This is a genomic window from Pelomonas cellulosilytica (assembly GCF_021353265.1).
Classification (GTDB): Bacteria; Pseudomonadota; Gammaproteobacteria; order Burkholderiales; family Burkholderiaceae_C; genus Pelomonas; species Pelomonas cellulosilytica.
On sequence record NZ_JAJTWU010000009.1, the window covers coordinates 195,723 to 221,255 of the forward strand.

24 protein-coding genes and 2 tRNA genes are annotated in these 25,533 nt (G+C 67.0%); 13 read left to right on the forward strand and 13 right to left on the reverse strand.

The features are described 5' to 3' along the window. Positions 1-69 precede the first annotated feature (69 nt). The 6 genes from LXT13_RS21850 to LXT13_RS21875 all read right to left on the reverse strand — a co-directional run bounded on the left by LXT13_RS21850 (position 70) and on the right by LXT13_RS21875 (position 5,082). Positions 70-693: a 50S ribosomal protein L25/general stress protein Ctc gene (locus LXT13_RS21850; protein WP_233374433.1), complete on the reverse strand. Its 624-nt coding sequence runs from the start codon at positions 691-693 to the stop codon at positions 70-72. An 85-nt stretch (positions 694-778) separates the two neighbouring features. Then, complete coding sequence (locus LXT13_RS21855; protein ID WP_349254855.1) at positions 779-1,741, reverse strand: ribose-phosphate pyrophosphokinase; 963 nt, start codon at positions 1,739-1,741, stop codon at positions 779-781. 70 nt (positions 1,742-1,811) lie between these two features. Then, a tRNA-Gln gene (locus LXT13_RS21860) sits at positions 1,812-1,888 on the reverse strand. 40 nt (positions 1,889-1,928) lie between these two features. Continuing rightward, on the reverse strand, positions 1,929-2,825 hold the full coding sequence (ispE, locus tag LXT13_RS21865) for a 4-(cytidine 5'-diphospho)-2-C-methyl-D-erythritol kinase (protein WP_233374434.1): 897 nt from the start codon (positions 2,823-2,825) through the stop codon (positions 1,929-1,931). Then, entirely contained in the window at positions 2,822-3,334 is a 513-nt protein-coding gene (locus tag LXT13_RS21870; RefSeq protein ID WP_233374435.1) for an outer membrane lipoprotein LolB, read from the reverse strand. Before LXT13_RS21870 ends, ispE begins: the two co-directional genes overlap by 4 nt. Beyond that, a complete protein-coding gene (locus LXT13_RS21875; protein ID WP_233374436.1) occupies positions 3,331-5,082 on the reverse strand; it encodes a tetratricopeptide repeat protein in 1,752 nt (583 codons plus the stop codon). Before LXT13_RS21875 ends, LXT13_RS21870 begins: the two co-directional genes overlap by 4 nt. Before the next feature lie 39 nt (positions 5,083-5,121). On the opposite strand from LXT13_RS21875, the gene mutM reads away from it, so the two are divergent. From mutM to LXT13_RS21890, 3 genes are read left to right on the forward strand one after another with little or no spacing between them, the layout of a single operon-like run. Next, positions 5,122-5,940 carry a bifunctional DNA-formamidopyrimidine glycosylase/DNA-(apurinic or apyrimidinic site) lyase gene (gene mutM, locus LXT13_RS21880; protein WP_233374437.1) on the forward strand — a complete coding sequence of 273 codons (819 nt, stop codon included), beginning with the start codon at positions 5,122-5,124 and terminating at the stop codon, positions 5,938-5,940. Then, positions 5,925-6,950, forward strand: a complete 1,026-nt coding sequence (gene mutY / locus LXT13_RS21885) for an A/G-specific adenine glycosylase (RefSeq protein ID WP_233374438.1) — start codon at positions 5,925-5,927, stop codon at positions 6,948-6,950. The genes mutM and mutY overlap by 16 nt, the downstream gene beginning before the upstream one ends. Before the next feature lie 3 nt (positions 6,951-6,953). Next, positions 6,954-7,256, forward strand: a complete 303-nt coding sequence (locus LXT13_RS21890; protein ID WP_233374439.1) for a hypothetical protein — start codon at positions 6,954-6,956, stop codon at positions 7,254-7,256. Between the two features lie 13 nt (positions 7,257-7,269). Here LXT13_RS21890 and LXT13_RS21895 read toward each other — a convergent pair whose 3' ends face one another. After that, positions 7,270-8,151 carry a serine hydrolase gene (locus tag LXT13_RS21895; RefSeq protein WP_233374440.1) on the reverse strand — a complete coding sequence of 294 codons (882 nt, stop codon included), beginning with the start codon at positions 8,149-8,151 and terminating at the stop codon, positions 7,270-7,272. Positions 8,152-8,447: 296 nt separating this feature from the next. On the opposite strand from LXT13_RS21895, the gene LXT13_RS21900 reads away from it, so the two are divergent. Continuing rightward, positions 8,448-9,386, forward strand: coding sequence for a hypothetical protein (locus LXT13_RS21900; RefSeq protein WP_233374441.1), 939 nt, complete (start codon positions 8,448-8,450; stop codon positions 9,384-9,386). Between the two features lie 15 nt (positions 9,387-9,401). Here the strand turns inward: LXT13_RS21900 and rapZ are convergent, their stop codons facing one another. The 3 genes from rapZ to LXT13_RS21915 all read right to left on the reverse strand — a co-directional run bounded on the left by rapZ (position 9,402) and on the right by LXT13_RS21915 (position 13,026). Then, positions 9,402-10,325 (reverse strand): RNase adapter RapZ, encoded by a 924-nt coding sequence (rapZ, locus tag LXT13_RS21905; protein WP_419964700.1) that lies wholly within the window; start codon positions 10,323-10,325, stop codon positions 9,402-9,404. Beyond that, positions 10,322-11,998, reverse strand: a complete 1,677-nt coding sequence (recN, locus tag LXT13_RS21910) for a DNA repair protein RecN (RefSeq protein WP_233374442.1) — start codon at positions 11,996-11,998, stop codon at positions 10,322-10,324. Before recN ends, rapZ begins: the two co-directional genes overlap by 4 nt. A gap of 161 nt (positions 11,999-12,159) precedes the next feature. Next, a complete protein-coding gene (locus LXT13_RS21915; protein ID WP_233374443.1) occupies positions 12,160-13,026 on the reverse strand; it encodes an NAD kinase in 867 nt (288 codons plus the stop codon). Positions 13,027-13,093: 67 nt separating this feature from the next. On the opposite strand from LXT13_RS21915, the gene hrcA reads away from it, so the two are divergent. The 3 genes from hrcA to LXT13_RS21930 all read left to right on the forward strand — a co-directional run bounded on the left by hrcA (position 13,094) and on the right by LXT13_RS21930 (position 14,908). Then, complete coding sequence (hrcA, locus tag LXT13_RS21920; RefSeq protein ID WP_233374444.1) at positions 13,094-14,101, forward strand: heat-inducible transcriptional repressor HrcA; 1,008 nt, start codon at positions 13,094-13,096, stop codon at positions 14,099-14,101. 29 nt (positions 14,102-14,130) lie between these two features. After that, positions 14,131-14,207 (forward strand) — tRNA-Ile (locus LXT13_RS21925). Between the two features lie 284 nt (positions 14,208-14,491). Then, positions 14,492-14,908 (forward strand): DUF4365 domain-containing protein, encoded by a 417-nt coding sequence (locus tag LXT13_RS21930; RefSeq protein ID WP_233374445.1) that lies wholly within the window; start codon positions 14,492-14,494, stop codon positions 14,906-14,908. A 66-nt stretch (positions 14,909-14,974) separates the two neighbouring features. On the opposite strand, the gene LXT13_RS21935 is transcribed toward LXT13_RS21930, so the two are convergent. The 3 genes from LXT13_RS21935 to LXT13_RS21945 all read right to left on the reverse strand — a co-directional run bounded on the left by LXT13_RS21935 (position 14,975) and on the right by LXT13_RS21945 (position 17,647). Beyond that, the gene (locus tag LXT13_RS21935) at positions 14,975-15,535 is read right to left on the reverse strand and encodes a DUF6036 family nucleotidyltransferase (protein ID WP_233374446.1); all 561 of its coding nucleotides are present in this window, start codon (positions 15,533-15,535) and stop codon (positions 14,975-14,977) included. Beyond that, positions 15,532-16,203 (reverse strand): helix-turn-helix transcriptional regulator, encoded by a 672-nt coding sequence (locus LXT13_RS21940; RefSeq protein WP_233374447.1) that lies wholly within the window; start codon positions 16,201-16,203, stop codon positions 15,532-15,534. Before LXT13_RS21940 ends, LXT13_RS21935 begins: the two co-directional genes overlap by 4 nt. A 115-nt stretch (positions 16,204-16,318) precedes the next feature. Then, positions 16,319-17,647, reverse strand: coding sequence for a tyrosine-type recombinase/integrase (locus LXT13_RS21945; protein WP_419964701.1), 1,329 nt, complete (start codon positions 17,645-17,647; stop codon positions 16,319-16,321). 588 nt (positions 17,648-18,235) lie between these two features. Here LXT13_RS21945 and LXT13_RS21950 point away from each other — a divergent pair. From LXT13_RS21950 to LXT13_RS21975, 6 genes are all read left to right on the forward strand, one after another. Next, on the forward strand, positions 18,236-18,403 hold the full coding sequence (locus LXT13_RS21950) for a hypothetical protein (protein WP_233374449.1): 168 nt from the start codon (positions 18,236-18,238) through the stop codon (positions 18,401-18,403). Positions 18,404-19,085: 682 nt separating this feature from the next. Continuing rightward, positions 19,086-21,710 carry a phosphocholine-specific phospholipase C gene (locus LXT13_RS21955; protein WP_233374450.1) on the forward strand — a complete coding sequence of 875 codons (2,625 nt, stop codon included), beginning with the start codon at positions 19,086-19,088 and terminating at the stop codon, positions 21,708-21,710. Then, positions 21,656-22,285, forward strand: a complete 630-nt coding sequence (locus tag LXT13_RS21960; protein WP_233374451.1) for a PEP-CTERM sorting domain-containing protein — start codon at positions 21,656-21,658, stop codon at positions 22,283-22,285. The genes LXT13_RS21955 and LXT13_RS21960 overlap by 55 nt, the downstream gene beginning before the upstream one ends. A gap of 605 nt (positions 22,286-22,890) precedes the next feature. Continuing rightward, positions 22,891-23,493 (forward strand): GNAT family N-acetyltransferase, encoded by a 603-nt coding sequence (locus LXT13_RS21965; protein WP_233374452.1) that lies wholly within the window; start codon positions 22,891-22,893, stop codon positions 23,491-23,493. Between the two features lie 49 nt (positions 23,494-23,542). Then, a complete protein-coding gene (locus tag LXT13_RS21970; protein WP_233374453.1) occupies positions 23,543-24,385 on the forward strand; it encodes a patatin-like phospholipase family protein in 843 nt (280 codons plus the stop codon). A gap of 395 nt (positions 24,386-24,780) precedes the next feature. Continuing rightward, on the forward strand, positions 24,781-25,512 hold the full coding sequence (locus LXT13_RS21975) for a PEP-CTERM sorting domain-containing protein (RefSeq protein WP_233374454.1): 732 nt from the start codon (positions 24,781-24,783) through the stop codon (positions 25,510-25,512). Positions 25,513-25,533 lie beyond the last annotated feature (21 nt).

Consider the following 25,533-nt stretch of genomic DNA (forward strand, 5'->3'; position numbering starts at 1 on the left):
AACGGCATCACGCATGAAAAAAGGGCTCCCGTCGGGAGCCCTTCGTCCTTGCGGGAAGCCAGGCAAAAATTACTTCTTGCCCTTCTTGCCCTTCTTTTCGTCGGCGGCCGGAGCGGCGGCCACGACGATCTCTTCAGCCACCGGTGCGATCGGCGTCGCGACGACGGGGTTCGGCTTGCCGTGCGTGACGACCTTGATGCCGGCGGGCAGCTTCACGTCGTTGACGTGCAGCGAGTGGCCGGCGGTCAGGCCGGACAGGTCCACCTCGATGAACTCGGGCAGCTGTTGGGCCAGGCAGGTGATTTCCAGCTCGGTGATGACGTGGTTGACCGTGTTCTTGTCGGTCTTGACGGCCACGGAGTTCTCTTCACCGACGAAGTGCAGCGGCACCTTCTTCGTGATCTTGGTGGTGGCGTCCACGCGCTGGAAGTCGCAGTGCAGCACTTGCGGCTTGTACGGGTGCATCTGGAAGTCGCGCAGCAGCACTTGCGTGGTGGCGCCGTTCAGCTCCATGTCCAGCAGCGAGCTGTGGAAGGCTTCCTTTTTCAGGGCGTGGTACAGCGCGTTGTGATCGAGCTCGATCAGCTGCGGCTCGCCGGCGCCATAGACGATACCGGGCACCTTGCCGGCCACACGCAGGCGGCGGCTCGCTCCGGTCCCCTGCAACTTGCGCTCAAAGGCGACAAACTTCATGGTCTTCTCCAAAAAGAGAAACGGCACCCGCGACCAGGCGCCGTGTTGAAAAGCGGCCTGTTTCAGGGCCGCGACGAAACCCGGATCAGAAGTTGTTGTTCTGTTCCGAGAAGAGGCTGGTGACCGACTCGCCGTCAGAGATGCGGCGGATGGTCTCCGCAAACAGGAAGGCCACCGACAGCTGGCGGATCTTGCGGCAGGCCTTGGCGGCGTCCGTCAGCGGGATGGTGTTGGTGATGACGACTTCGTCCAGCTGCGAGCCCGAGATGCGCTCGATGGCCGGACCCGACAGGATGGGGTGGGTGCAATAGGCGAACACGCTCTTGGCGCCGCGGGCCTTCAGCACCTCGGCCGCCTTCACCAGCGTGCCGGCCGTGTCGATCATGTCGTCCATGATGACGCAGTTACGGCCGTCGATGTCACCGATGACATGCATCACCTCGGAGACGTTGGCGGCAGGGCGGCGCTTGTCGATGATGGCCAGGTCGCAGCCCAGTTGCTTGGCCAACGCGCGGGCGCGCACCACGCCGCCGACGTCGGGTGAAACGACCACCAGGTCGCTGTAGTTGCGGCTCTTCAGGTCTGACAGCAGCACGGGCGACGCGTAGATGTTGTCGACCGGGATGTCGAAGAAGCCCTGGATCTGGTCGGCGTGCAGGTCCATCGTCAGCACCCGCTCGACACCCACGGTCTCCAGGCAGTTCGCGACGACCTTGGCGGAGATGGGCACGCGGGTGGAGCGCGGACGGCGGTCCTGGCGGGCGTAGCCGTAATAGGGAATGACGGCCGTGATACGGCGGGCGCTGGCGCGCTTGAGCGCGTCGGCCATGATCAGCAGCTCCATCAGGTTCTCATTCGTCGGCGCACAGGTGGGCTGCACGACGAAGACATCACGGGCGCGGACGTTCTGCTGGATCTCGACGGTCACCTCGCCGTCGGAGAAACGGCCGACGACGGCCTTGCCCAGCTCGAGACCGAGATGGGTGGCAATTTCCTGGGAGAGGACCGGGTTCGCGTTGCCGGTGAAGAGAACCGTGTTGAGCAGCACTGGGGGCCTCTGGTGTGGTGTCAGTGGCCCGCTGAAGCAAAGGCCGGTTCAGCGAAGTATCAAAAGAATTTGGCAGGGGAGGAAGGACTCGAACCCTCGCATGTCGGAATCAAAATCCGATGCCTTAACCAACTTGGCGACTCCCCTACACAGGACCCGGCCTGGCGGCCGAACCCTTGAAACCTTGTCAGTCGGCCCAGCCCGCGAGCGGGTGTTGCGCCAAACTGCGGCAAATTCGACCGGTCCACCCTTCAGGTTGCGCCTGAAGCAATGTCGCCAGGGACTGGTCGTCCTTGCCATCTCTCCCGTCCTCGCCGAGTACCGAGAACACCGCCGCGCCCGAGCCCGTCATCCGGGCGTTGCCGAATTGACTCGACAACAGCGCAACCGCGTCTCGCACTTCACCGCTGATCTCCTCGGCTGCCGGCTGGAGGTCATTGCGACCAAAGCCTGCGACAAGTTTTTCTGCAGTTCCTGCTAGGGCGGGAAAGCCCGCGACTATAGCCAAGTTTTCGGACCTTGCCAAGAGATTGCTCGAAAAGATCTCCTTGGTCGCCAGACCGGCCGGGCCCTTGATGACCGCGAAGCGCTGCGCGGGCAGGCGCAGCGGGTGCAGGATCTCGCCGATGCCCTCGACGAAGGCCGGGCCGCCGCCGAGGAAGAACGGCACATCGGCGCCCAGTTTGAGCCCCAGGTCCAGCAACCGCTGCAGCGGCAGGCGCAGGTCCCACAGGCGGTTCAGCCCGAGCAGCGTGGTCGCCGCGTCGGACGAGCCGCCGCCCATGCCGGCGCCCGCCGGCAGGCGCTTGTCGAGGTGGATGTCGACGCCGAGCGTGCAGCCGGTCTCCTGCTGCAGCAGCCGCGCGGCGCGCAGGCAGAGGTCGTCCGCTGGCAGGTCGTGGCCGCCGTGCACGTCGTGCCGGTGCAGTTGGCCGTCACTGCGCATCTCGACGTGAAGCGTGTCGGCCCAGTCGATCAGTACGAAGAGCGACTGCAGCAGGTGGTAGCCGTCCGGCCGCTTGCCGACGACGTGCAGGAACAGATTGAGCTTGGCCGGTGCGGCCAGGTCGTACAGCGCCTTCACGAGCCTTCGTCCAGCTTGGCGCGCAGCGTCACGGTAGGCTCGGTCACGCGCGTGGCGACGAGGCTGGGCAGCCGCGGTTCGATGCGCCAGCCGAGCTGCTCGAAGCCGGTTTCCGTCTTGTGGTGCGGGGCCGCGGGCCAGGGCCGCGCCCGCAGCCAGTCGAACAGCGCCGCGACCGGCACGGTCTCGCCCAGCATCTCGCGGGTCAGCGCATCGAGGTTGTCGAAGCGGCGCTGCTCGCCGGGAGTCTCCAGCGTGGCCTCGCCGGCCTGCCAGTGGGCCCGGGCCACCAGCGCGCCCAGCGGCGAGGTCAGCTCAAGGCGGCCGGCGTCGGCGTTGCCGAACAGCTCGAAGCTGGCCGCGCCTCCGGTTCCACGGCGGTGCACGTCGCCGGCCACGGTCACGCTGAGCCGGCCACTAAGGCGGGCCTCACCGGCGTCAACAGTCGCCTTGGGCAGTTGTGCGCAGCCGGCCAGTGCCAGCGCGAGAAGGATGGCCGCCAGCCTCACAGCTTCACCTTCAGTCGTTCCAGTGCCTCGCGCAGGGCTTCATTGCCCGGGTCTCGGCGCGCGGCTTCGGCGAACACGCGCCGCGCCTCGTCCTGCTCGCCGCTGGCCCACAGCACCTCGCCGAGGTGCGCAGCGATCTCAGCGTCGGGGCGCCCCGCGTGCGCCTGCTTCAGCAGCCGCGTGGCCTCCGGTAGGTTGCCTAGGCGGAACTCCACCCAGCCCAGGCTGTCGACGATGAAGGGCTCGCCGGGCGCCAGCTTCAGCGCGAACTCAATGAGCTGCTTGGCTTCGGCCAACCGCACGTTGCGTTCGGCCAGCGAATAGCCCAGCGCGTTGTAGGCGTGATGGTGGTCGGGCTTCGCCTGGATGACGCGGCGCAGCAGCGCTTCCATCTCGTCGAAGCGGCCCAGCTTCTCGCTCATCATGGCCTGCTCGTAGACGAGGTCCGGGTCGTCCGGGAAGCGCTCGGCCGCGGCCTTCAGCGCTTCGAAGGCGCCCACGTAGTCCTGCTGCTCGCGCAGCAGCTGTGCGCCGGCCAGCAGCGAGGCGCGCGCATCGGCGTCACTGGCGTCGGCGGCCGGCTGCAGAAGCTTGCGGCCCTCCGCGAGCTTGCCCTGGCGGGCCAGCAGGCTGGCGCGGCGGTAGCGCACGTCCAGCCCTGCGCCATCGACGTTCTGTAGCGCCGCCTCGGCGGCCTTCAGGTCGCCGCGTTGCTCGGCAGCCTGCGACAGCAGCAGCCAGGCGCTCTGGCGGCCGTCGGCGCGGGCCTTGATCTCGGCGTCGGTACCCGCGGCGGGCACGTCCAGGCGTTTCAGGCCCTCGCGCAATGCGGCCTCGGCAGCGGGCAGCTGCTTGAGCTCCAGCTCCAGTGCGCCGAGCGCGAGCCAGACGGCCGGGTTGTCCGGCGTCGCCTCGGTCAGCGCGCGGAACTCGCGCATCGCGTCGCCCGGGCGCTGCGCCTTCACGAGCGCGCGGGCATAGGCCTGGCGCAGCGCATGCTGGTCCGGCTTGCGCTGCAGCCGCTCGGTGACGAGAGCCTCGGCGCGGGGCTCCGTGGGCATCAGGTCCAGCGCGATCTGCATCGCGTCGTCGCCGTCGGGCAGCGCGGCGTCCAGCTGGCGGATGGCGGTCAGCGCCCGGTTGTTGTCGCCGGCGGCCATGGCCAGCCGGGCTTCGGCAAAGAGGGCGGCGGCCTTGGTGTCTCCGGTCTGCGCCTTCAGGACCGGCCCGAGGGCCGCCAGCACCGCCTTCGGGTCGGACGCCCGCTGGAACAGCCGCGGCAGCGCGGCGATCAGGCCGGGGCGCTGCGCGGCTGGCGACACGCGCAGCAGTGTCGTCAGCGGCTTGGGCACCTCGGCCGGTTTGTTCAGCAGGGCCAGCAGTTGCACGACCGTCTGGTGCGCCTCGGCCGAGGCAGGCACCGTGTCGCCCCAGGCCCGCGCGGCCTGCAGCGCCTGGTCGCCGGCGCGGGCCTGCAGCGCGATGTTGACGACGCGCTTGAACAGAGCCTCGTCTCCGGTGCGCTGGGCGGCGTCCAGCAGCACCTGGAAGGCGACGCCGGCCTGGCCGTTGCTCAGCTCTAGCTCGCCAATCAGCAGTTGATAGAACAGAGGAGCGTCCATCGCCGAGCGCGTCGGCGGCTCGGCAGGGGCGGCCGGCGCAGCGTCTTCGGCATGGGCATGCAGGGCGGTCAGCAGGACGGCGGCGGCAACCGCGCGACCCAGCGCATGACGGTGGGGAAGGGGCATCGGGACTCCAACAGCAGGCGCTGATTATGATTTCCGCCCATGCCCGAGTTACCCGAAGTCGAAGTCACGCGCCGCAGCTTTGCCGGCGCCATCCAGGGGGCCCGGGTGACCGGCCTGCGTCTGGGTAAACCGCTGCGCTGGCCGCTCGGCGTGGACCCCGAAACGCTGCTCGGCACGCGCGTCGGCAGCGTGCAAAGGCGGGGTAAATATTTGTGGCTTCCGCTGGAAGGGGCCGGTGGACTGCTGATGCACCTGGGCATGTCGGGGTCGCTGGCCTTTCTCGACGCCACGCCCGCTGCCGGCGCTCATGACCACTTCGACCTGCACACCGACCGTGGTCTGCTGCGGCTGACCGACCCGCGCCGCTTCGGCGCCGTCGTGTGGGCCGCCGCGCTGGAGGCCGAGCCGGTGGCGACGCTGCTGGGCGGCCTGGGGCTGGAGCCTTTCGACGAACGCTTTGATGGCCTGCATCTGCATGCGGCGCTCAGCGGCCGGCGCGTGGCGATCAAGCAGGCGCTGCTGGCCGGTGACATCGTCGTCGGCGCCGGAAACATCTACGCCTGCGAGGCGCTGTTCATGGCCGGCATCGACCCGCGCCTGCCAGCCGGCAAGCTGAGCCGGCCGCGCGCCGACAAGCTGGCAACGGCCGTGCGCACGGTGCTGGGCCAGGCGCTGCAGGCCGGCGGCACGACGCTGCGCGACTTCCGCGACGCCCACGGCGTGGCTGGCAGCTTCCAGATGCAGGCCCAGGTCTATGGCCGCGAGGGCGAGCCCTGCCGGCGTTGCGGCACGCCCATCCGGCGCATCGTGCAGGGCCAGCGATCCACATTCTTCTGCCCGTCATGCCAGAAGCGTTGACCGCCGGTCTCGAGGACTTCGGCCAGACCGTCGTCGCCTGGCAGCGCCAGCACGGCCGGAACACGCTGCCTTGGCAGAACACGCGCGACCCCTACCGCGTCTGGCTGTCGGAAATCATGCTTCAGCAGACCCAGGTCAGTACCGTACTGGGCTATTACGAGCGTTTCCTGGCCCGCTGGCCGCGCGTGACCGACCTGGCCGCAGCGACGCTGGACGAGGTGCTGGCGCAATGGGCCGGCCTGGGCTACTACAGCCGCGCACGCAACCTGCACGCCTGCGCCCGCACGGTTGCAGAGCAGCACGGCGGCGAGTTCCCGCGCACAGCGGCCGGCCTACAGATGCTGCCGGGCATCGGCCGCTCGACGGCGGCGGCGATCGCGGCGTTCTGCTTCGGGGAGCGTGTCGCCATCCTGGACGGCAACGTCAAGCGCGTGCTGTCGCGCGTGCTGGCTTTCGACGGCGACCTCGCCAGCAGCGCTGCGGAGAAGCGGGTGTGGGACCACGCCACCGCCCTGCTGCCGCAGCAGCATGTGGACCGCTACACGCAGGGCCTGATGGACCTGGGCTCCGGCATCTGCACGGCGCGCTCGCCCAACTGCCTGTTGTGCCCCGTGCAGCCCATGTGCCGCGGCCAGCAGCAGGGCGACCCGGCGCGCTTCCCCGTCAAGACCAGGAAGCTCAAGCGCGGCCGACGCGAGAACTGGTGGCTGTGGGTGGAGCGCGGCGGCGAGGTGCTGCTGCAGCAGCGTCCGGCGACGGGTGTGTGGGCGGGGCTGTGGACGCTGCCGATGTTCGACGACGAAGCCGGTGCCCGTGCAGCGGCGCCAGGTGCTGCGCTGGAAACGCTACCGCGCATCGAGCATGCGCTGACGCATTTCGACTGGGTGTTGCACACGCTGCGCGCCGACGCGCCAGGCGCCGAAGCGCCCGCGGGCGTCTGGGTCGCGCGGGAGCAGCTGGCGCGTTACGCGCTGCCCGCGCCGCTGAAGAAGATGATCGAGGAAGGTTGAAACATGCAGGCCCACATCAAGAGTGCTTTCGAGTACGCGGTCATCACCCTGCTGGCGCTGGGGCTGTGCCTGTGGCAGTTCGTCAGCAGCGCGCAGGCCGCCGAACCGCCCGCGGGCAAGCTGATCCTGCTGGCCCTGGGGTTGCTGGTGGCTGGCGCGATGCACTGCGTCTTCATGATGCAGCTGGTGCGGAGCACCGGACGTGCGTTTTGGCCGTGGCTTGTCGCCGTCGTCGTCTTCATGCCCATCGGCTCGGCCGTGCTGCTGGCCTTGCTGCTGGCGGAGACCGACGTCGTCGAGCGCTGACGGCTGCGCCGCGTCAGGAGGCCTGGCGTGCCAGCGACTTGCGGATCAGCGCCGCATCGCGCAGCCGCTGCGCCGAGCCGTCCGCATCCAGCAGCACGACGGTGATGGGCCGCTTGCCGTTCAGGATGCGCATGGCCAGGCAGCGGCCGGCCTCCTCGGTGTAGCCCGTCTTCGACACGCGGATGTTCCAGCCCTTGGCGCCGACGAGGCGGTTGGTGTTGTGCAGCTCGCGTGGGCGCCCGTCCACGGGCACCTTGGCCTTCTTCGAGCTGGTGATGCGCTCGATCTCCGGATAGCGCGCCGCCGCGGCCGTGATGGCCGCCATCTCGCTGGCGGTGGACGTGTTGGCGGGCGACAGGCCAGTGGGCTCCGAGATGGACGTGCGGCTCAGCCCCAGCGCCTTCAGCTTGGCCTTGACGGCCTTCACGAAGGCCGATTCACCGCCGGGGAATGTGCGCGCCAGCGCCGACGCGGCGCGGTTCTCCGACTCCATCAGCGCCATCTCCAGCGCCGACTGGCGCGACATCTGCGTGCCCACGCGCACGCGCGACTTGCTGTGTTTGAGCGTGTCGACATCGTCGTCGGTGATGCGCAGTTTCTCCGTCGGGTCCAGCTTCGCATCCAGCACGACCATGGCCGTTAGCAGCTTGGTCAGCGATGCGATGGGTACGACGGCATCGGCATCGCGCGACATCAGAACGCGGCCCGTCGCGTCATCGACGACGACCACGTGCTTGGCGTTCACCGGCAGCTTCAGCTGCTCGGCTGCTGGCGCATCGGCTGCCTCGGCAGGGTCACTGCGTCGCGCGTGGGCGCTCAGGCTCGCCGCGGCGAGCAGCACGGCCGGCAGCAACAGCCTCCAACGCGCGGTCTTGTTAGCACTTCGAAGGCTCATGCCCCAACTCCGTTCTGGGTCGGCGCCGGGCAGGTCGCGCATGCTGCCGGGGCCGACAAGGTTCGTCACAGGCGCGGGCGGGGCCCGCGCGAGGCTGCGATTCTGCCGAGTCCGGTGTCCGCGGGTTTTGCAGCGGGCTTGCGCGCAGGCCGGGCGGGCCGATTGCCGGCGTCGACATCGTGAAATTGCACACCGGCCCGCAACCCGTCCGGCTGCCGTGCAACTTGCCGACGCGTCTTGCGTGACACACTCGGCCGCCCGCGCCGTTGCGAAGCAAGAAGGCCTGCCCAACCTCCATGAGCCCACACCCGCCGCTGCTGGCTGCAGCCACGCGCCGCCAATGCCTGAAGCTCGGCCTGGCCGGACTGGCGGGTGTCGGCACGGTGCATGCGGATGACGTGCCCGTCATCCGCTACCCGGCTCGCCAGTCGCCACTGGATACCCGCTCGCAGGACCTGATCAGTCTGCTGGACGCCGCGCTGCGTCGCACCGAGGCGCAGTACGGGCCCGTGCGCCTGCAGCCGTCGGACGAGGTGCTGACCGAGTTGCGTCAGTTCGTCGAGCTCGATGCGGACCGCGGTGTTTTGCACGTCACCTGGGCCACGCCGTCCCAGGAGCGCCGCTCGCGGGCACGACCCGTGCTGTTCGATGTCCGGCGCGGGCTGCTGGGCATGCGGATCTCGCTGGTCGACGAACGACGCCTGCCGGAGCTGGCGCAGGTGACCGACCTGCAGGGGCTGCGGCGGTTCACGTTGGGGCAGGGGCTGGGCTGGCCGGATGTGGAGGTGTTCCGCGCGAGCAGCCTGCAGGTCTTCACGGTGTCCGGCTATGAGAACCTGTTCCGTATGCTGCTGGCCGGCCGCTTCGACCTGTTTCCGCGCGGTGTCGGCGAGGTGTTCGACGAGTTCGATGCACGGCACCGTCTCATGCCGAGGTTGGCCATCGAGCCCGGGCTGTTGCTGGTCTATCCCTACCCTTATTACTACTACTTCGCGCCCAGCCAGGAGGCGCTCGCGCGGCGTGTGGAAGAGGGGCTGCAGCTGATGAAGGCGGACGGGAGCTTCGACGCCCACCTGTGGCGCTTCCATGGTGCAGCGATCGAACGGGCCCGGCTGCGCGAGCGCCGCACGCTGCATCTGCGCAATCCAAGCATCAGCGACGCGACGGCGCGCGAGGTGGAGAGCAATCTGGCCTCGTGGACGAAGCCGCCGCCCGCGCGCCGGCCGCGGCGCTGAGCCGCTTCGCCGCGTTCAGCGGGCGTCCAGCTCGCGGTGGCGCTTCAGCACGTGGCCATGGTGGCTGAATTGACGCGCCAGCATCTCGACGAGGTAGACCGAGCGGTGCTGACCACCGGTGCAGCCGATGGCGACGGTCAGGTAGCTGCGCTGGTCCGCCGCGAAGGCGGGCAGCCAGCGCGACAGGAAGCCGGCGATCTGGCCCATCATCATGCCGACTTCCGGCTGCGCGGCCAGGTAGGCCGCCACCGGTGCGTCACGGCCGGTAAAGGGCCGCAGCTCGCGGTCGTAGTAGGGGTTGGGCAGCACGCGCACGTCGAAGACGAAGTCCGCGTCGCTGGGCACGCCGTGCTTGAACGCGAAGCTCTCGAAGACGAGCGTCAGCTTGGTGCTGGCGTTCGGCCCCACCAGATCGCCCAGCCAGGCGCGCAACTGCGCCGCGCGCAGCTGGCTGGTGTCGATGACGGTGGATTCGGCCTTCAGCCCGCCCAGCAGCTCGCGCTCCAGCTGGATGGCGTCCAGCAGCAGCCGATGACTTTCCTCCGCGGTGCTGTCGCCGTCGAAGCCGCCGAAGCCGGTGTCGCGGTCCTGGCGCAGCGGGTGCGGTCGGCGGGTCTCGGAGAAGCGGCGCAGCAGCGCCTCGTTGCTGGCGTCCAGGAAGATCGACCGCACCGGCACGCCCCGGGCGCGCAGCTCCTTCAGCAGCGGCAGCATCAGCGGCAGCGAGCCGGCAGAGCGCACGTCCACCGCGATCGCCACGCGGCGCTCGCCGCGCTGCTGCTCCAGCTTCAGGAAGTCCAGCAGCAGCTCGGCGGGCAGGTTGTCCACGCAGAAGTAGCCGGCGTCCTCCAGCGCATGCATGGCTACTGATTTGCCGCCACCCGACATGCCGGTCAGCAGCACCACGTCGCCCTGCAGCTCCTGCTCGATGTTGCTCATGACTTCGCCTTGCGCGTCCTGGCCGAGGCCGCCAGCATCTCTTCGGCATGCGCCAGGCTCGTGGACGACAGCCGCTCGCCGCCCAGCATGCGGGCGATCTCGGCGACGCGCTCCTCGCCGGCCACCGGGCTCACTCGGCTGGCGGTCGTGCCGTCCTGCAGGCGCTTGGCGACGACCAGATGACGGTCGGCGCAGGCGGCCACCTGCGGCAGGTGAGTGACGGCCAGCACCTGACGCTCGCGCCCGAGCTGCTTCATCAGCTTACCCACCGTCTCGGCCACTGCGCCGCCGATGCCCACGTCGATCTCGTCGAAGATCAGCGTGCCTGGCGCGTTGTCGGATGCGTTCTGGCTGGTCGTCACGGCAATCGCCAGCGCGATGCGCGACAGCTCGCCGCCCGAGGCCACCTTGGCCAGCGGCCGCGGCGTGCTGCCGGCGTGGCCCGCGACGAGGAATTCGGCCGACTCCAGGCCATAGCTTTGCGGCCCGTCGCTGAGCTGCAGCGCGATGTCGAACTGGCCGCCGGCCATGCCCAGCTGCTGCATGGCCGCAGTGACGGCAGCGGCCAGCCGCGGCGCGGCGTCCTCGCGGGCTCGCGTCACGGTCTTGGCCTCGACATCGAAAGCCTTGCGCGCGGCGGCGAGCGCGGCTTCCAGCTGGGCCGGGTCGCTCGCCGCGTCCAGCTGCGCCAGCTCGGCACGCCACTGCGCCAGCAGCGCAGGCAGTTCCTGAGGCTGGCGGCGATAGCGCCGGGCCAGCGTCAGCCAGGCGGACACGCGCTCGTCCAGCTCGGCCATCCGGGCCGGGTCGAGGTCGGCCTTGTGCAGGTAGGCCGACAGCGTGTGGCTGGCATCGGCCAGTTGGGCCTGCACGTCGCGCAGCGCCTGCACGGCGGGCAGCAGGCGGGCGTCGTGGTCCAGGACTCGTTCCAGTTGGTCCAGCGCGCCGGCGGCGAGTGACTGCGCGCTGGGCTCGGCTTCGTCCAGCGCGTCCAGCGCCGACTGAGCCGCGTCGATCAGCGACTGGCCGTGCGACAGGCGCTGGTGCTCGGCATTCAGCTCGTCCCATTCGCCGTCGGCGGGCGACAGGCTGTCCAGCTCGCCGATTTGCCAGGCGAGCCGCTCGCGCTCGCGCTGTGCCTCGGCCTGGAGCCCCTGCGCCTTCTGCAGTGCTTCCAGCGCCTGCTTCCAGGTGGCGTGGGCGCGGGCGACGGGGGCCGTGTCCAGCCCGGCGAAGCCGTCCAGCAGCTCGCGGACGGAGGCCGGCCGGGTCAGGCCTTGCCATGCGTGCTGGCCGTGGATGTCCAGCAGGTGGTCGGCCAGCTCGCGCAACTGCGTCAGCGTGGCCGAGCCGCCGTTGATCCACGCGCGGCTCTTGCCGGCGGCATCGATGACGCGGCGCAGCAGCAGCGCGTCCTCGCTGTCGAAGCCGGCGTCATCCAGCCAGCCGCGCAGGTGCGGCGGCGTGTCGAACTCGGCGCTGATCTCGGCCTTGGCCGCACCCTCGCGCACGACGCCCGCGTCACCGCGGCCGCCCAGCGCCAGCTGCAGCGCATCGATGAGGATGGACTTGCCGGCGCCGGTCTCGCCGGTCAGCACGGCGAAGCCGGGCTCGAAGTCCAGCTCCAGCGCGGGAACGATGACGAAGTCCTTCAAGGAGAGGTGGCGGAGCATTTCAGTCAGCTACTGCGCAGGGTGACATAAATCAAAGATGCTGCGGGTCGGGCGCCGGGCCGCTCCCCGGCCGGCCCGCAGGCGATGCGCGAGCGGCCGAATGCCGAGGGCATCACGGTCCCCTCGGGGGATCAGCCAACTTACGCGTTGGACGACGGGCTTCATAAATACCAGCGGAGCTTGCGACGCAGCGTCGCGTAGTAGCTCCAGCCCTGGGGGTGAACGAACTTGACCTGGTGCTTGCTGCGGCGCACGGTGATGGTGTCGCCGTGCAGCAAACTGGCGAGGCTCTGCATGTCGAAGTTCACGGAGGCATCGCGGCCCGCGACGATCTCCATGCGCACCTCGCCGACGTCCGGCAGCACGATAGGCCGGTTGGACAGCGTGTGCGGCGCGATTGGCACCATCAGCCAGCCGCCGATGCTTGGGTGCAGCAACGGGCCGCCGGCCGACAGCGAGTAGGCCGTGGAGCCCGTGGGCGACGCGACGATAAGGCCGTCCGCGCGCATGTTGGCGACGAACTGGTCGCCGACCGACACCTTCAGCTCCACCATGCCCGCCGTCGCGCCGCGGCTGACGACCACGTCGTTCAGCGCCAGCGCCGAGTAGATGGACTCGCCGTCACGCAGCACGGCCCCTTCCAGCATCGCACGCGACTCCATCTCGTAGTCGCCGGCCAGCACGGGCGCCAGCGACTCGCGCCAGCGTTCGGTCGGGATGTCGGTGATGAAGCCGAGGCGCCCCTGGTTGATGCCCAGCAGCGGCACGCCGTAATGCGCCATCTCGCGCGCGAAACCCAGCATCGTGCCATCGCCACCGACGACGACGGCGAGGTCGCACTGCCTGCCGAGCTGCTCGTTGGACAAGGCCTCGTAGCCTGTCAGGCCGGTGTTCAGTGCTGTGTCTGCTTCCAGCGAGACTTCAAGCCCGCTGCTGCATAAAAATTGAGCGATTTCCTCCAGCACCGGCCGGATGCCAGGCGCCTGATGCTTGCCCACTATGGCGACATGTCTGAAGCGCTCGGCCATGCGTCAAATTACACCACAGGGGTTTCGCCCGCCCTGGGACGCTGCGCCCGGTTCTTAGAATGGGGAAATGCTCGACGAGCGCTCCAAAACTCTGCTGAAAACCCTGGTCGAACGCTATATCGCGGACGGGCAGCCGGTCGGCTCGCGCACGCTGTCCAAGGCTTCGGGCCTGGAGCTCAGCGCGGCCACCATCCGCAACGTGATGGCCGACCTGGAGGAGCTGGGCTTGATCGCCAGCCCGCACACCAGCGCCGGCCGCGTACCGACGCCGCGCGGCTACCGCCTCTTCGTCGACACGATGCTGACAGCACAGCCCAGCCTCATCGCCGTCGAGACCGCGCAGCTGCAACCCGACCAGCCGCAGCGCGTCATCGCCAGCGCGGCGCAGATGCTGTCCAACCTGTCGAGCTTCGTCGGCGTCGTCACGTCGCCCAAGAAGCCCAGCGTCTTCCACCACATCGAGTTCCTGCGGCTGGGCGAGCGCCGCGTGCTGGTCATCCTCGTCTCGCCCGACGGCGACGTGCAGAACCGCGTCATCTTCACCGCGCAGGATCTCAGCCAGGGTGAACTGGCCGAGGCTAGCAACCGCCTCAACGCCGGTTACTCGGGCCTCACGCTGGAGGCCGTGCGCGAGCGCCTGCGCAATGAGGTCGACGCGCTGCGCGGCGAGATCGGCCAGCTGATGAGCGCTGCGGTGGACGTGGGCACCGAGGCGATGGAGCAGCAGGACGAGCGCGTCATCGTCTCTGGCGAGCGCAACCTGCTGACTGTGCAGGACTTCAGCCACGACATGGGTTCGCTGCGCCGGCTGTTCGACCTCTTCGAGCAGAAAACGCAGCTGATGCGCCTGCTGGACACGTCCAGCCGCGCCGAGGGCGTGCGCATTTACATCGGCGGCGAGAGCCAGGTCGTACCGTACGAGGAGCTGTCCATCGTGTCGGCGCCGTACGAGGTCGACGGCCAGGTCGTCGGCACGCTGGGCGTCATCGGCCCCACGCGCATGGCCTACGACCGCATGATCCAGATAGTCGACATCACGTCGCGCATGGTGGGTCAGGCGCTGAGCCAGCGCTGAGCTGTCTAGAATCCGCCCCTTCCCTCCGGGGGCCGTTAGCTCAGTTGGTCAGAGCAGAGGACTCATAATCCTTTGGTCATTGGTTCAAGTCCAATACGGCCTACCAATATCCATCGGGGTTGTAGCGCGATGGGGCGTTTTTCCTAAACTCTATTTGGTGGTCATGTAGCCACCATGTAGCCAGTTTGGACGTGTTGCTTTCTCGACCGGACAACATTGGAGGCTTGGTGCGCATTCCCGGGGGCGGGGGCTCTCTGGCAGCGCGGTCCGGTATCCCGTATCAGCTGGGCAATTGTCTTTTGCGGATGATTTCCGAAGTGGCGCGGCAGGCAATGAGCGCTGTTCGCGCGTGGGTAACATCGGCTCCTCGGGAGAGGGGGTATCAGAAAAATGGACCCGCAGAAGCAAAAGGAAGAGTTCCAGTACGCCTACGTATGTGCTCTCGCGGCGCACGCTGGTTTGAATCGCGGCGAGTTCCGCGTTGACGACGACAGCATCGACATAACGTTTCAGGCGAAGGGAGACGTCGGTCCGGGCAGAAGGCGTAGCCCGATGATCCAGGTCCAACTCAAGTGCTCGTCGCAGGACCTCATTGCCGGTGACGTCATCAAGTTTCCGCTGAAGGTCAAGAATTACGATGACCTTCGTGGCGATGAGGTGGTCGTGCCCCGTTACCTCGCGGTGCTACTCGTGCCAAACGATTTGGATCAGTGGATCGCCAACAACGACGATCACATTGCCCTTTTCAAGTCGTGCCATTGGCTGTCACTCAGACACCATGGACTGTTGGCGCCGACCGAACTTTGAGCTCAGTTTTCGGTCGGCGCCAACAGCATGGGCGTCACTTAGCCGTCGCGGCTGATCGCCCCTTGGTCAGGGGTTCGGCATCTCGTGCCCTGCATCCCGCAAGGTCTTCACCCATCGGCGGATGCGTGCGCCAAGCCTGCGCTTCTCGGCATCGTCCAGCGGCATCGACGGTACCAGTGCCAACGCTTCGGTTGCGCTGACAAAGCCATGCTTGAGCAGCCCCATGTTGAATTCCCGATCCTTGTCCCGGTCGGCTGCAGCCTTCGACATGAAGAGATCGACGACGGCTAGGCAGTAGCCCACACGGTCGTTGGTGGCTGCGCTCTGGACGCGATAGACGCGCTGTAGCCATCCCGCCGGGAGGGTCGCCGTTTCCGGACCCACGCCCTGGGCGTAATAGCCGTAGGTCTCATGGAACTGCGAGCCCTCGCCAATGGCCGCATCGATCTGGTCTGCCAGCTCCGGGGCGTTGAGCGGGTAGATGTCGGCCTCGGCAGACATGGTGAACATCTCGGGCGGGTTCGGGATCGGCCCCAGGATGGATTGGCTGCCGACGATGATGAACTCGTACTGGTCCGTGATGTCGCTGCAGGCGCGGATGATGTGTTCGAGGTCTTCGCGGTTCATGGCGTGATGTCGTCGCCCAGCACGACACCCTTTTTGAGCCCACTGACTTGCGCCAGTACGTCTTGCCGTACTTGCTCGGGCAGCACGGTGGGCAGGGGCGAGGCCTGACGCAGTTCCTGCGCCCGCCGCGTGCGACCCAGCGCCTTGCGCCACTTGCCCTCACGAAGAATCTCCTGCCATTCCTTCCACAGGCCAGCGGAGCGGGAATTGCCGGCACCGAGCCAGCGTTCGAGCGTGTCCTGGGCCTGTTGGAGCAAGGCAGGATTGGCACGGACCAAGCGCACGGCCTCGGTATGCAGGGCCAGGCTTTGCAGGTCCTGGGCCTGGTGCCGCGAGGCGTCGGCCGACACCAGCACTTGAACGGCGGGCCGCGCGCGGCGCGATTGGGCGGCGGCCGAGCCCGGGGTGGCGGGTTGCATCACGTCGCTGGCCAGCAGCGCCAGGTCGGCGCCGACACCCAGCGCCGACATGACGCGCAGGTAGGTGCCCATGGATGGCCCGGGGTCGCCAGACTCCACGGCGCTCAACGTGGTGCGCGAGATGCCCACGCGCTGCGCCATCTCGACGGTGCCCAGGCCTTGCGCTTTGCGAAGGCGTTTGAGCCGGTCGCCGAGTTGGAACAGCAGTTGGCGCTCCAACACGATGGAGCTGTCTTGAGGGGTGTTCATTTGTTCAGAATATTAGTCAAAAAACGACCTTTTGACCAACATGGTGAGCAAACGTTGAGGGCCGCGCCGCCGCCCCCGGCGCCCCGTCAAGCCGTCCCGTACGTACCAGCCGCGCTCAACCGACGGCGCGCAACGGTACGGCGGCGGGTGCCGCCGCAACCGCTACCCCGGCCTGTTCGAGTATCCAAGCCTCGATGCGCTCATGGTGCATGCGCAGTAAGTCCAGCGGCCGTACGGTGTAGTGCTTCTCCGCTGTCGCGCTGGGCTTATGGCCCATGATCTGGGCGACAACGCCGGCCGGGATTTCGAGCCATTCGGTCAGCGACTTGAACGACCGGCGCAGGCCGTGCAGCGTCAGCCCGTCGATGCCCGCCACCGTACAGGCGCGGTCGTGTTGCTTGTGGGGCAGGCTCATGGCCTTGGCCTGCATATCCCGTACGTACGAGGGGCTGGCGAAAACCCACTCGTTCGTACGGGGGAGCGAGGTCAGTACGTACGTTACGTACGGGGTGAGCGGGATTTCGCGTTCGCCCTCGACCTTGTCGCGGATGCGCACACCCTTCCCCTTCAGGTTCAGGTCTTCCCAGCGCAGGGCCAGCCACTCACCGGGCCGGGCGCCGACCAGCAGCAGGGTTTGCAGATAGGCCGACGCCGTCGCATTGGGCATTTGCCGTACGGCGGCAAACCAGGCTGGAAGCTGTTCCTTCAGCAAGGCATCCTGCTTGACCTTGGCCTTGCCGAGCGCCTCCCGTACGGTCTTGGCCTTGGCTGGGTTCTGCGGGGGCAGGACGCTCGCATAGTCCGGATGCTCCGCACACCAGTTCAGGAAGCCGCGCAGCAGCCGCCATGACAACCGCGTGGCGGTGGGGCGGGTGAGGGTCTCCCGCTCTGCCCATTCGCTCAACACGGCGGGCGTCAGATCGGCCAGCCGATAGGACATCAACGGATAGAGCGGGCCGCCGATGGTTTCGCCCCGGCCCCGGGTGCCGCGCTGCGCCGTCTCGCCGCCGGCCTTGGCCTTGGCGATGTGGTCGCGATAGTGATAGTCGCCCCAGCGCGAGCGACGAGCCTCGACGTACTCGCCCCAAGCCTCACCGACGGTGCGGGCCTGCAGGGCCGCTTGGGCGGCCTCGGCGCGGCGGGCTTCTTCGCGCTGGCGCTCCACTTCGCGTGGGTCGGTGCCCTTGTCGATCAGCACGCGCTGCCGGTTGGCTTCGGCCCGTGCGGCTTCGATGGTCCACGTACGCACATCGCCGATGGTGCGGCGGATGGTCTGCCGTCCGAGCTTGGCTTCGAACACAAAGGACTTGGCGCCGGCAGCCGTGACGCGCACGCGCAGGGTGGGCGCCTTGCGGTCGCGCAGGAAGGCCTGGGCCTTGCCCGGCGGGCATTGCAGGCGGTCGATCAGGCCCGCCGTCAGGTCTTGCGCGTCGGCCAAATCCACCGCCGCAGTCTTTAAAGGACGCACCATCCTTTGGTCCCCAGGCTCGTTTCATGTAGCCACCATGTAGCCACTTTTCCGGAATTATGGCGAATCGGGATCAACGGAGCCAGCAAGACGGATTTTGTAAGTCGTTGATTTACAAGGATTTGTTATGCGGCATTCAACACTGCGAAACGAGGGCAAACCCTAAAAGTTGAGGACTCATAATCCTTTGGTCATTGGTTCAAGTCCAATACGGACTACCAACATTTTCGGTGCGTTTAGAGGGAGTGAGCGCATGCTCACAATCTGGCTGCTCAAATTCTCGTTGCCGCTGCCGTTTCCGTTGCCGTAGTGATCACTAAGCTGCGTGCACCGTGATCCGGTCACCGCGACAGGTAGATCTATGAGCTTGGATTCGAACCGCGGATTGTCCGGACTGGGCGATGTCCAGACGCCCGAGCCATGGGACACGTTGCAGGCGGCGGATGGAGCCACACGAGATCGGTGGAACAAGCATGCCCACGCAGAGCTCTGGGCAGCCGTAGCGCTCTATGTTGGTTTGGATCCGGATTCGGTCGAGGACTGCGGTGAATCGGCGATCCGACCATGGATGCGGGCCGCCGTGAGATCGAGCTGAACCTGGCCGCGCCGTTCGACCACTATTTGGTTGCGCTCGACGCGGCTGTTAGCGCGCTGGCTGCAGGTAGATTCGCGGCGCTCGTGGAGGCCGAGGATCCGCGGCGGTCCGTGGTCAGGTACGACGCGCTGAACTAGTGCGCTCGGGGCGCGATTACCAGTCTTTACCAGGATCGAATTATTGGGCTTTACCAGTAATTATCAATAGGGAGCATGGGTTCTTGCGCGCCGGGTGCTGATCGACAACCGCGTGATCAACGTTCGCCAGGTGATCGACCACGTCATCGATGGAATATCAAGCTGGTCCCTTCTGCTACAGGGAATTCGGCATCGATCCTTTGCTGGCCGTTTCAGCTGAGCTCGTCGAGGCCATTGAAGGCAAGTTCGCCAGCGAGGAATGGCCAAGAACGCTTAGGCGCATCTCAGAGAAGCGGGACCGTCTGAAGGCAGTCGCAGTACCACGGGCCGAGCGTGGGCGTTAAAGGCAAACCGATTCACGTTGAGCCTTTCGAGGCCGTGCGTACAGTTATTGACACGAGTCCGAGGCTGCGCCGGCTTCGCCGACTCTGCATCAAAACTCCGCCAGTCGAGCCGACGAACGGACGCCCGCTCAATCGTCCAGGTGCGGCGCTCTGATTCGACTTTCCGGCAGCGAGCTTTTTGCGTACCTGCCTCCTTCACGGAGTCATAAAGCCCCCATGTCACGACGCCCACGGAGGCGCGGCTGTGCTGCGTCGCAGAGACCTTGCCGGCGTCATGCTCCTGTATTTATAGAACAAAACAATCGCACGCTTCCCTAGCTTCCGTCATCCATCGCGTCATGAGCACCCCGTCCCGCCGCGCGTTTCTCACTGCGACCGTTGCCGGCATGGCCAGCAGCCATGCTTTCGCGCAGACCATCCGCCGGGCGCTTGCCACGCCTGCCAACAACGCTACCGGCACGCTCGCAGACATCGAACACGTGGTCATCCTTATGCAGGAGAACCGCTCGTTCGACCATTACTTTGGCACGCTGTCCGGCGTGCGCGGCTTCAGCGACCCGCGACCCATCGCGCTACCGTCGGGCCAACCGGTGTGGATGCAGCCGGGTAACGCGACGGGTACGCAGGTGCTGCCTTACCACTTCGACATCCGCAACACGAATGCACTGCGGGTCGGGCTGGACCACAGCTGGAAAGGAACCGAGGCGGCGTGGAAGGACTGGAACGCTTGGATCGCCAAGAAGTCCCCTCGCACGATGGGCTATTTCGACCGCAGCGACCTGCCGTTCTACTACGCGCTGGCGGATGCCTTCACCGTCTGCGATGCCTATCACTGCTCTATCTTCGGCCCCACGGACCCCAACCGCTTCTACGCCCTCAGTGGGCATAGCAATGGCGTCGTCACTGGCATCTCGGACTCCAGGCTCTACAACGTCACGAATGGCATCTACAACGGTGACATCGCCAACGACAACCCCGCTGCCAAGGGCAATGAATGGCAGACCTACGCCGAGGTGCTCGAAGCGGCCGGGGTGAGCTGGAAGGTCTACCAGGAGTGGGACAACTACGGCGACAACTACCTGCAGTACTTCAAGAACTTCCGCATCGACGCCAATGGGCAGAGGCTGACCAGCGCGTCGCCGCTGTACCGGCGCGGCCGCGCACTGGCTGCCGGGTCGACGCAGGCCAACGCGGGCGGCACCACCGGCCAGTGGCTGATTGACGACTTTGCTGCGGATGTTCGCAGCGGCCAACTGCCGCGCGTGTCCTACATCTGCGCGCCCACCGAGTACTGCGAGCATCCGTCGGACACACCGAACGCCGGTGAGAACTTCACCGCACGAGTGCTGCAGGCCTTGGTGCAGTCGCCGCAGGTCTGGGCCAAGACGGCACTGATCTTGACCTACGACGAGAACGACGGCTTCTTCGATCACATGCCCTCGGTGATGCCGCCGCTGAACGCGGATCGCGGGCGCACGACGCTGACCGACGCCACAAAGGGCGAAGTGGCTGGCGGCCAGCCGATCGGCCTGGGTCCGCGGGTGCCGACGATGGTGATTTCGCCGTGGAGCAAGGGGGGGCGTGTCTGCTCGCAGCTGTTCGACCACACCTCGCTGATTCGCTTCACAGAGGAATGGCTGACCAATGGCTTGGGCTACCCGCGTGCCAGCGTTCAATGCAATGGCATTTCGCCTTGGCGCCGCGCTGTCTGTGGCGACATGACGAGTGCCTTTGACTTCAAGTCGGGCGGTGCCGACTTCCCCGTCGGCGTGCCCGCCACAGCCGTCTACTTCAAGGGCTGGGGCACCAAGGACGCCTTGCCGCCCACCAACCAAAGCCTGCCTCGCCAGGAGAGAGCCGCCGGCGATGTGCCGCGCCGTGCGGCGCCGCTGCCCTACCGGTCGGCAGTGGACGGCGTCGCAGCCACCAACGCGCGCCAGTTCGCGCTGAGCTTTGCCAATGACGGCAGTGCGACGGCTGCCTTCATCGTCTACTCCTCCTTGCGCACGGATGGCCCGTGGCACTACACGGTCGAGCCGGGCAAGCGCATCGATCAGGAGGTCTGGAACTGGAGCAGCGCCGGCATGCAATTGGCCGTGCATGGCGACAACGGCTTCCTGCGTGAATTCAGGATGAGCTTCGACGGCGTCGGCCGCCTGGCTGCTGCCAGCCTGAAAGAGCAGCCTGCGTCGGGCAGTGTCACGCTGACGCTGCGCAACGCGAGCGCGCAGCCCATGCGATTTCGCGTTGCCGACAACGCCTACGGAGACCGGGCGGTGGCCATCATCGATGTACCGGCAGCATCCAGCCGCGATGTCGTCCGCACGGTCGGTGTCAGCTATGGCTGGTATGACTTGGTCGTCACCGTCGATGGCGATGGCGCGTTCTGGCGTCGGCTCGCCGGTCATGTGGAAGGTGCGGGCTTGGACTACACCGACCCGGTGCTGAACGGTCTCGCTCAGGTGCAGTGGAGTGCGCCGCCGGTGCTGCCACCCACCACGTCGCAGGCCAGCTTCAAGGCCGACGTCGATCGTGTCCGCATCGGAGGCAGCGTGTCGCTGGCGTGGTCTGGGCTGCCTGCAGGCAACACGCACTGGATCGGCCTCTACCGCGTCGGCATGACACCAGGCGGCCCGGGGTCGCTCAAGTGGAACTATGTGGCGAGCCCCTCGGGATCGCAGTCGTTCCCGCTCGCCGGTCAGCCGGAGGGCGACTACTTCTTTGGCCTCTTCCTGAACGATGGTTACGCAGAGGCGGCACCTCGATTGATGGTGCGCGTGCGCAAGAACGGCGACGTGAACGCTGACGGCGCCGTCACTGCCGCCGATCGGGATGCGCTGCGCGGCGCCATCGGCAGCTGCGCGGGTGATGCCCGCTTTGAACCCCTTGCAGACATGGACGGCGACAAATGCATCACGCAGGCCGATTACCGCGTCTGGTACCAACTTTTCAGCGCCCAATGAACAGTCCCATGAACTTCAAACCTCTGCTTGTCGCCATCGCGTTGGCCGCTTCGTCCCTTGCCGCTCAGGCCGCCACGGTCTCGCTGACGGCCGCCGTGCCCTCGAAAGTCGGTCAAGGCGTCGATTTGCTGGTGAGCGTCAGTGATCCCTTTGCGGGCTTGTCGCCTGACGAGCAGCTGCTGTCTTTCGGCTTTGGCCTGAGCTACGACGCGTCCCGGCTTGCCTTCGCCGGTTTCACTGTGGCAGCCGGTTGGGACGATGACAGCGGCTGGCTAGGCGCCGGGCAGTTCGGCGGATCGAGCTTCCCGGGCATGGCGAACCATGGTCAAGCCACGCTGCTGCTGGGGACGCTTCATTTCGATGCCCTGCAAGCTGGCTCAACGCTCGTCGGCGTGGCAACCGACGCCAGCAATCTCAACCAGGGATTGAGCTTCCTGTGGAGTGACACGCAGCCCCTGACTGCGTCGCTGAACCTGATGACATCGGCCGTGCCTGAGCCAGCGTCGCTGCTGATGGCCACCCTGGGGCTCGCCGCTGTCGGTCTGACGACACGCCGCCGCATCGGCTCCAAGTGACCTTAACAGGGCGCGTCCATGCGGCCCGGCTTTGCTTCGGCTCACTGACGACCGGTCGTTGCGAGTCGCCTCAGGCGATCGGTCTCTGATCAGGCGACGATTGGCCTGAACATCCGCTTCGGCCAACGAGTAAGCGACTTACATGTTGTCCACAGTCATGCGAAGACGGGCCGCGATGTGTCTATGGATGAGCGCTTGAGGGCCAAGTCGCTCTCGACGCGGGTGACTGAGGTGATGTCCTCACATGCGCAGGCCAGAGGCTGGTGCCGAAGCGAGGCAAGGTCAGTACCCGGTCGATAGCTGTCCAGTCATCGAAGGTCCGTGTTCAGGGCGGAGCCGCTTGAAGCAGCTGATGGCGGCTCGGTAACGCGAGAGGCGTTCTGCCACCGGCTGGCTGTGAGCTGGCTGCAACCAGCGCCGTCAGCTTGCAACACCCACTGCGCGCTTGCGTCGCGGACCGCAGCGAGCGACGCTGTAACGCCGCTTGCCCTGCCTTCCAGGGCGGAAGCGGACGCCTCGCTGGCCGAGTGTCGGGTTCCCGGGCCCATTTCCGATCTCTACGGCAATGGGGCCTGCGCAGGTCTCATCCAAACTGGAGGATGACAATGGATGACGCCCGCTGGCCCGGCTCACGGCATTGGCTGCAAACCTGGACCGCACTCGACGGAACTCGCATCGCTTTGCGGCCCGTTCGACCGCAAGACGCCTCCGACCTTGGCACACTGATCAGCGCGCTGGCGCCGCAGACGCGACGTCGCCGGTTCCATGGCGCCATCAACGGCGCATCGGCGGCCTGGATCGGACGCATGGTCGATCCCGACCCTCACCGCGAGCTCGCCCTCGTCGTCGAAGTCGGGATGCCGGGCGCCGGCCAGCTCGTGGCCGAAGCGCGCTGGGCTCGCTGCGATACGGATGAAGCGGAATTCGCGCTCGTCGTCGACGATGCCTGGCAGCGTCAGGGCATCGGTCGCCGCGCGCTCATTGCGCTGCTGGCATCCGCTGGTGAGCGCGGCCTGCGCTGGATGCGCGGCGATGTTCTGGCCGACAACCTTCCGATGCTATCTCTGGCGCATCGCCTCGGCTTCGACCTCGGGCATGCCGACGATGGCTGCACGCGCATTGGACGTCGCTTGCGCAGTGCTCGCTCGGCTGGGGGCGTGGCAACTCGCAGGACCTGGCTCGAACGTCTGACGGGATTGGCGATGTGAGCGCTGTGGATCTCATCAAGCGGCCATCTGCGTCCACACGGAAATTCCGATGAGTTGCCGGGCCTCGCGCAGCCTGGCACTTGTCATCGGCAGCGGCGGCGTTCGCGCCGCCTCGGCACTGGGCGTGGCCGAAGTGCTGCACGGTGAAGGGCTGGCGCCGTCGTGCATCGTCGGCTGCAGTGCCGGCGCGCTCTTTGGCGCACTGCTGGCCACCGGAAGGCCTGTTCACGAAGCGGTGCACACCGCCACCGCGCTGTGGACGCAGGAACTCACGCGTCGTCGCCGCTGGCGTGCGCCGGCCCAGATGATGATGCCGCGCCTGCTCGGCTTCGATGCCAGCTTCGCATTGCGCGACGACGCGCCGGTGTTGGAGCGCCTGCACGCTGCGTTCGGCACCCTTCGCTTCGAAGACCTGCCGGTGCCCCTGCGCGTGACCGCCACCTGCGCCGAGAGTGGCGGCACCATCGTGCTGGACCAGGGGCGTCTCGTCGACGCGTTGCGGGCCAGCATCGCGCTGCCGTTCATGTTCGCGCCACAGCAACTGGCCGGCCGACGCCTGGTCGATGGCGTCGTCTCCGACCCGCTGCCTGTGAGCGCGGCGATCGATGCAGGTGCCATCCTCGCTGTCGGAGCGCCTGCGCCGCTGCCGCGGCGCATCGACGGTCCATCGCGGATGCTGTCACAGCTGGTCTCGACGATGAGCAACAACCTGCTCAATGCCCGGCTGTGTGCAGCGCGGGCATCGGGACCGCCGTTGATGGTGCTCAGCCCCGAGCCAAGCCGCCGGGTCGGGCTGTTCGACACGGCGGCGCTGCCCGAGCTGGTGGAGACTGGCCGACGCGAAGCTCGCGCCCGGTTGCCGGAGATCCTGGCTTTGGTGGGGCGGTGCTGAATGCGTTCATGAAGTCGTGCACCGTCGCCGGTGGCGGACGAAAACCTGCGGTCGGGCGGGGGCCGTGAAGGCGAGAAGGGTGCTGCTGGGCCATGCTGGCGTGCCGCCAGAACGGCGTTGAGTCCGGACTGGCGTGGATGCGTCGCTGCTGTTGCGCAACCCTGATCGGTACTGTGGTCTGTGGAGCGGCGATGGCGTTTCACGCCTCAGTGACTTTCAGCGCGCCTCGCCCGCCGTTACCCAGGAGCCGCGCAGGACCAAGCGTCCACTCGAGCGGCATTTCAGGGGCCTTGGTCGGCGGTCGTTGACTCGGCCGGCCGAGCGGCCGAACGAGCGATGTCGGCTTTCATCGGCCGATCGCGATTACCAACGTGTCATCAACACGGAGAGTCTCCATGCATCGTTATCGAGTGATCGCAGCCCTGTTCCTGTTCTCGAACCTCGCTTCCGGGCTGGCCCATGCCACCGCAATCGATACCCTTGATCCCGGCGCCGTCGCGGCGTTCCAGCACGGTTTGAAGGTCGTGGACTTCGAGTCCGTTCCTGGCGTCGCACCACAGACCATTCCCACCTACAACACCGGGATGCCGACCAACCCCGCATCCCGGGTCTTTGACCAGATCCCCGGTATCCAGTTCTCGGTGGGAGGCGAAGTGGGCGTCAACGCACCGGTGCTTTTCGATCTGGGTGCCATCGGTGGCGCCCACTCTGGAACGCACGTGCTCGGTCCCGTTGATTTTGACGGCAACACCGAGTTCGGCAGTGCCGGCCAGATCGAGATGTACTTCCCCACCAAGGTCGCGAGCGTCGGCTTCTGGTTGAATCCGGCGTTAGGGCCCGTGAAGATCATTGCCGCCGACACCAATTTCGCGTTCTCTCATCAGGAGGAGACAACGCTGGAATCCGCGTTCGTCACGCAGGGGCATTTTGTGGGCATCAGCCGGCCTGGCGCTGATATCGGCGGCTTCAAGATCATCAGCCTGTCGAGCACCGCACCCTTCACGATCGACGACCTGAGCTATGGCACAGCGGCACCCGTGCCCGAGCCCGCATCGGCCGCGTTGTTCGGGCTGGGCATCGCATGCCTGGCTGTGGCGCGTAGCAAGTTGGGCTCGCGACGCCTGTGAAGCATCGATCCGAGCCCGTCG

Bases quoted from the DNA above. Each gene is read 5' to 3' on its own strand.
- LXT13_RS21930 (WP_233374445.1), top strand. From the start codon at position 14,492: ATGGACCCGCAGAAGCAAAAGGAAGAGTTCCAGTACGCCTACGTATGT.
- LXT13_RS21935 (WP_233374446.1), bottom strand. From the start codon at position 15,535: ATGAACCGCGAAGACCTCGAACACATCATCCGCGCCTGCAGCGACATC.
- LXT13_RS21955 (WP_233374450.1), top strand. From the start codon at position 19,086: ATGAGCACCCCGTCCCGCCGCGCGTTTCTCACTGCGACCGTTGCCGGC.
- LXT13_RS21965 (WP_233374452.1), top strand. From the start codon at position 22,891: ATGGATGACGCCCGCTGGCCCGGCTCACGGCATTGGCTGCAAACCTGG.
- rapZ (WP_419964700.1), bottom strand. From the start codon at position 10,325: ATGAGCAACATCGAGCAGGAGCTGCAGGGCGACGTGGTGCTGCTGACC.
- LXT13_RS21960 (WP_233374451.1), top strand. From the start codon at position 21,656: ATGCATCACGCAGGCCGATTACCGCGTCTGGTACCAACTTTTCAGCGC.
- LXT13_RS21895 (WP_233374440.1), bottom strand. From the start codon at position 8,151: ATGAGCCTTCGAAGTGCTAACAAGACCGCGCGTTGGAGGCTGTTGCTG.
- LXT13_RS21900 (WP_233374441.1), top strand. From the start codon at position 8,448: ATGAGCCCACACCCGCCGCTGCTGGCTGCAGCCACGCGCCGCCAATGC.
- hrcA (WP_233374444.1), top strand. From the start codon at position 13,094: ATGCTCGACGAGCGCTCCAAAACTCTGCTGAAAACCCTGGTCGAACGC.
- LXT13_RS21915 (WP_233374443.1), bottom strand. From the start codon at position 13,026: ATGGCCGAGCGCTTCAGACATGTCGCCATAGTGGGCAAGCATCAGGCG.
- mutY (WP_233374438.1), top strand. From the start codon at position 5,925: ATGCCAGAAGCGTTGACCGCCGGTCTCGAGGACTTCGGCCAGACCGTC.
- LXT13_RS21850 (WP_233374433.1), bottom strand. From the start codon at position 693: ATGAAGTTTGTCGCCTTTGAGCGCAAGTTGCAGGGGACCGGAGCGAGC.
- recN (WP_233374442.1), bottom strand. From the start codon at position 11,998: ATGCTCCGCCACCTCTCCTTGAAGGACTTCGTCATCGTTCCCGCGCTG.
- LXT13_RS21970 (WP_233374453.1), top strand. From the start codon at position 23,543: ATGAGTTGCCGGGCCTCGCGCAGCCTGGCACTTGTCATCGGCAGCGGC.
- LXT13_RS21890 (WP_233374439.1), top strand. From the start codon at position 6,954: ATGCAGGCCCACATCAAGAGTGCTTTCGAGTACGCGGTCATCACCCTG.
- LXT13_RS21975 (WP_233374454.1), top strand. From the start codon at position 24,781: ATGCATCGTTATCGAGTGATCGCAGCCCTGTTCCTGTTCTCGAACCTC.
- LXT13_RS21940 (WP_233374447.1), bottom strand. From the start codon at position 16,203: ATGAACACCCCTCAAGACAGCTCCATCGTGTTGGAGCGCCAACTGCTG.
- mutM (WP_233374437.1), top strand. From the start codon at position 5,122: ATGCCCGAGTTACCCGAAGTCGAAGTCACGCGCCGCAGCTTTGCCGGC.
- LXT13_RS21950 (WP_233374449.1), top strand. From the start codon at position 18,236: ATGGATGCGGGCCGCCGTGAGATCGAGCTGAACCTGGCCGCGCCGTTC.
- LXT13_RS21875 (WP_233374436.1), bottom strand. From the start codon at position 5,082: ATGCCCCTTCCCCACCGTCATGCGCTGGGTCGCGCGGTTGCCGCCGCC.